Source organism: Cupriavidus sp. 05N40 (genome assembly GCF_056397305.1).
The window spans coordinates 1-4647 of the sequence record NZ_JBFTND010000338.1 but is presented as its reverse complement, the minus strand read 5'-3'; the positions used below and the strand labels follow the sequence as shown (position 1 = coordinate 4647).

4 protein-coding genes are annotated in these 4647 nt (G+C 59.9%); 2 read left to right on the top strand and 2 right to left on the bottom strand.

Annotated elements, in window-relative coordinates:
• Positions 1 to 671 precede the first annotated feature (671 nt).
• Positions 672 to 974 (top strand): hypothetical protein, encoded by a 303-nt coding sequence (locus AC1DO7_RS39525; protein WP_441624212.1) that lies wholly within the window; start codon positions 672 to 674, stop codon positions 972 to 974.
• A gap of 706 nt (positions 975 to 1680) precedes the next feature.
• Here AC1DO7_RS39525 and dusA read toward each other — a convergent pair.
• A complete protein-coding gene (dusA, locus tag AC1DO7_RS39520; RefSeq protein ID WP_477117436.1) occupies positions 1681 to 2742 on the bottom strand; it encodes a tRNA dihydrouridine(20/20a) synthase DusA in 1062 nt (353 codons plus the stop codon).
• A gap of 570 nt (positions 2743 to 3312) precedes the next feature.
• Positions 3313 to 3864 carry a molybdopterin-guanine dinucleotide biosynthesis protein B gene (gene mobB / locus AC1DO7_RS39515; protein ID WP_441624208.1) on the bottom strand — a complete coding sequence of 184 codons (552 nt, stop codon included), beginning with the start codon at positions 3862 to 3864 and terminating at the stop codon, positions 3313 to 3315.
• A gap of 194 nt (positions 3865 to 4058) precedes the next feature.
• On the opposite strand from mobB, the gene AC1DO7_RS39510 reads away from it, so the two are divergent.
• Positions 4059 to 4647: TSUP family transporter (locus AC1DO7_RS39510; protein WP_477117435.1), on the top strand; the 589-nt coding region annotated here is incomplete at its 3' end.

Genomic DNA, 4647 nt, shown 5'->3' with positions numbered 1-4647 from the left:
TTGTAAGCTCCGATGCTTGCGCACCGGGCATCCGCTATCAAGCGCCCACACTTATCGGTTGTTTGTTTGTTAAAGAACTTGCCGCGRTTCGCTTTGCTTACCGCGYCGCTGCTTTGTTGTCAGCAGCAGAGAAACGAGATTATGAAGAACTTTCTACGTTTCGTCAACAGGTTTCGCAATCTTTTTTTGCTCCGGYTCGCCGCGCTSTYCGCACCGCCAACCTCACCCGTTCACCCCGCAACCCTTGTCCCGTCTGCTTTGCAGCCGCGCTTCGTGTTGCGAGGGAGCGAATATTAAGGCCCGCCCACGGTCCTGGCAAGCCTTTTCTTAAATCATTTTTTTATGGCGCAAAAGGCACTTCACGAAGGGCATCAAGACCAACCGGCAAACCCGGGCTCGACAGATATCAGAGCCACTCCGTCGGCCAGCGCACGCGCCAGCCGCGGCAGGCCCATGACCACGGCGATCGGGCGGGAAGGATATCGACGTGCGGGTCCGCCCCCTCGAACGAAGCCAGGCCGAACCCGCCCGGCAGGAGCAGGCTTAACTCTGACTTAGAAAAGTCTCAGTTGGATTGGGTGCAGATTGCGCTATTTTTGCAAGCATCCTCGACACGCGCCGGTTGCCCAGCCTGACCTGCCGGCGCCTCAATCCAAATGGAAAGAACAGCGATGCGGCCCACGACAAACACCAAACAGACTTTCAAGCTTGCGGCTTCGCTCTGCCTCGTGATTCTGGTCCTTGGAAGCGCCTATGGCCTTTTCGGCCCCTCTGGCGCAGCCCACGCCACTAGTGCCGCAAACGCCACCCACACCAGCACCCCGCTTTCCTTACTGATGCAAGTCCTCGGCCCGATCGCAGCGATCCCCGCCCTGATTGGCATGTGGTCGCAGCGATTCCCCCTCGTTGGTGGCCTGGTGCTGTCCTGCCCCGCGATTGCGATATTGTTGCTGCACAGGTTCGTGATCGGCTGAACCGCCGCCGAGCAGGAACCAATGGCGCCTGCGAGCACCCAACCATGATCGCGGCTTTCGCCGCCATGTTGGGAAGTCATCATGAAGCACTCCGTGCGGGGACTGGTAGCTGCTTGCGCGTTGCTCGCCCTGATCAGCGGTTGTGCCAGCCAGGGCAGCGACGGCAGGGAATCGAGCATCACCACCTACGGCACACTCGACGTTGGCATTACTCGCAATAGCGAGAGATAGTGCGTAGTGCATACAGGATGCTGCTATCAAATCAGCCCGCATAAAAAAAGAGCCCGCAGTGCGGGCTCTTCAATTTAGYGATCTCAATTGCCCTGAAGGCCCCCGTAATCTAACCGTCATCTGGGATTTGTACTATCCGGGTAAACGGAAGGAAGCCGGATAAATCCGAGCGCAATATCGCCCGGTAAATATCGCCCGCAGTAAGCTGGCTTGCCTCACCCCAAAAAAAAGCCCGCACAAGGCGGGCTTAATAATCAGTTGAAGAAAGCCCTGTATTCGAGGGCAAGCACAGTGTATGAATTTGCAGCCCCCTCACGAATTAGGGGAATCCCTTTGCCATGAGGGCAAATCGACCTGCAAGCGAGGCCAAGTGGTCGTCGCTGCCCCTTCCGCTCTGACTGCATAAAAAGCCAGTTCGAAGTTAGAGGAAAGGCTCCAGGCAGGGCAGGCTCGTCTTCAGCCGCGGGCCGCCCGTTCAGGCTGCTTCGAGCGACGCGGCGCCCGGCCGAAGGTGCGCGCGCGCCTCTTCGAACATGGCGTCGACCCCCGCGCGGGTCCGCACCGCGTGCATGCGCCGCGCGTCCGAGAGCACCCGCCGCCACCCGCGCCCGCCGTGGATGCCCCGGTGCAGGCCAAGCATATGGCGTGTGACAGCACCCATATATCCCCCCTGCTCCACCAGGTCTCCGATATAGCGCTGCATCGCCAACTCCACCTCCAGCCGAGAAACCACCGGTGTCTGCGCACCATAGAAGCGCGTATCCATATCCGCCAGCACGTACGGCTGGTGATAGGCTTCCCGCCCGATCATCACGCCATCGACGTGAGCCAGGTGCTCATCCATCTCGTCGTGCGCCACGATGCCGCCATTGATCAGGATTTCCAGCCGCGGGAACTCGCGCTTGAGTTGGTAGGCCACCTCATAGCGCAGCGGCGGGATCTCCCGATTTTCCTTCGGGCTCAACCCCTTCAGGATCGCGTTGCGCGCATGCACGATGAAAGTCTCGCAGCCGGCCTCGGCGACCTTGCCGACAAAGTCACGCACGAAGTCATAGTGCTCGATCGTATCAATGCCGATCCGATGCTTGACCGTTACCGGGATCGACACCGCATCCCGCATCGCCCTCACACAATCCGCGACCAGCTCCGGTTCCGCCATCAGGCAAGCCCCGAATGCGCCGCGCTGCACGCGTTCGGAGGGGCAGCCACAATTGAGGTTGATCTCGACGTAGCCCCACTGCTCACCAAGTCTCGCGGCCGCCRCCAGGTCGGCCGGCTCGCTGCCGCCGAGCTGCAGCGCCACCGGCTGCTCCGCCGCGTCGAAGTCCAGGTGCCGCGCCACGTCGCCGTGCAGGAGCGCACCGGTGGTCACCATCTCCGTGTAAAGCCAGGTATGGCGGCTCAACTGCCGGTGAAACATGCGGCAGTGACGATCGGTCCAATCCATCATCGGCGCGACCGATATTCTCCGGCCCGTTGATTTTTCTGCGATTCCGACTCCAGCTTCGATTTGCGGGGAATTCTGAACGTATGCCATGACCTGCCGTTACTGCCTGTTTAGGCTCATTTTTGAGCTTGGGTGTTTCAATGTTGCGCCGAAAAAACCATGCTGCACCGAGGATTGTGGGCACCATTCTTCAGCGCGAACGCAAGGACGAGAGTATAGGTTAGACAGCAGTGATCCGCCTGAAGCGAGGCGGCAAGGCGGTGCTCACCGAAACGAAGACGTTTGACCGCCGCCCGGCCGCCGCGAACTGGATGGAAAAGCGCGAGCGGGAACTGGCGCAGCCCGGTGGGCTGGAAGCGGCACAACTGGATGACCCGCTGCTCAGCGCCGAGATTGACCGCTATATAAGAGAGTCTCGCAAAACATCGGCCGGACGAAGACCCAGGTGCCCGGCGCCATCAAGGCCGCCCGGATCGCGGTCGATGCATTGCTCGAAGATCGGCAGCCGGGAGATCATGCAGTTCGCGCAGAGCCTCGGCGTCCTCCCGCAGACGGTAGGTCGCCAGCGCGTTGGCCGGGGGTTCAAGTACATGTGCCCAACCTGTGGCACCTACGGCAGACAAATTTTGCGAAGCCCATCCTCCATAACAAGGACATCACCTACCTTGCGTGAGCCTCGTCCGGCACAACAGCCGTAGCCAGGCGTCGTAAGGTTTCCTCGATCGGAAGYGCGTACTCGAAGACCAGGTCCGCAGCTTCGCCTGCATTATCCAGATGAGCATGCGGCAGCGAGATATCACTAAGGGTGTCGCTGATCACCGCCACAATGTCCGGATCGTGCGGATACATCCAGGGCTTGTCGTTGGCATCCCGGAAGATCTCAACTTTGGCATAACTCTCTGCCCTGAAGCCTTCGACGATTACGAGGTCAACATTGCGGAGGTGCTGCAGCAAGCTGCTCAGCGTCGGCGTAGCCTGCTCCGTAAACTCGTGCATAAGTGCCCAGCGGACTGAGGACGCTACGAGCACCTCGCTTGCGCCCGCCTGGCGGTGTACGTATGAATCCTTGCCAGGTCGATCAACGTCAAACGCATCATGGGCATGCTTCAGCGTCGACACTGTCAGGCCGCGAGCCTTCAATGCCGGGATGACCTTTGAGATCAGGGTGGTTTTGCCGGCGCCGCTCGCTCCAGACAGTCCAATAACTCGCATATTCGCACTCGCAGTGACAACGCAGAAAACGTTATGTACTGGCGACTATAACGGTATGTGGCAAAGCCGTAAATATGAATCCGGAGTGCCGAATTGGCCGCCTGCAAGCATGAATTCGGGCGGAGCGCCTGGTGAGTGACACTCGCGCAAGTTATGCTGTGAGAGGCATAACTTTTCTAAAAAATTGGGCTGCCATGGCCGAAACAGCGCCCGAACGTCCTTATAAGCAGGCTTCCGCAGTAGTCGGTGGCGGACTTGTGGGTACTCTGGGTGGCCTAATCGGCCTCGGCGGCGCGGAATTTCGCCTGCCGCTTCTCATCGGTTTCTATCGCTTTGCGGCGCTGGAGGCGGTGATCCTCAACAAGGCAATGAGCCTCGTCGTCGTTGCTTTTGCCCTGCCGTTTAGGACGCAGGCAGTGCCCATCGCCGATGTGCTCGCGAACTGGCCGGTGATCCTGAACTTGCTCGCTGGCAGCATTCTCGGCGCATGGTGCGGCGCGAGCTGGGCTACACGTATGCGCTCGGAAGCCCTGTATCGAGTAATTGCAGTGCTGTTGGTCTGCATGGCCCTAGTACTTCTGACGAGCAACCACAGCGAGAGCCAGCACGCCATGCTTACCCCCGGCGCGCTGCAGGTCGCAGGCGGCGTCATTGCGGGCTTTCTCATCGGTGTAGTGGCCGCCGTCATGGGTGTCGCTGGCGGCGAACTCCTGATCCCGACGCTTACGCTTGTCTTCGGCGTGGATCTCAAGCTGGCCGGGAGTCTTAGCCTCGCCATCAGCC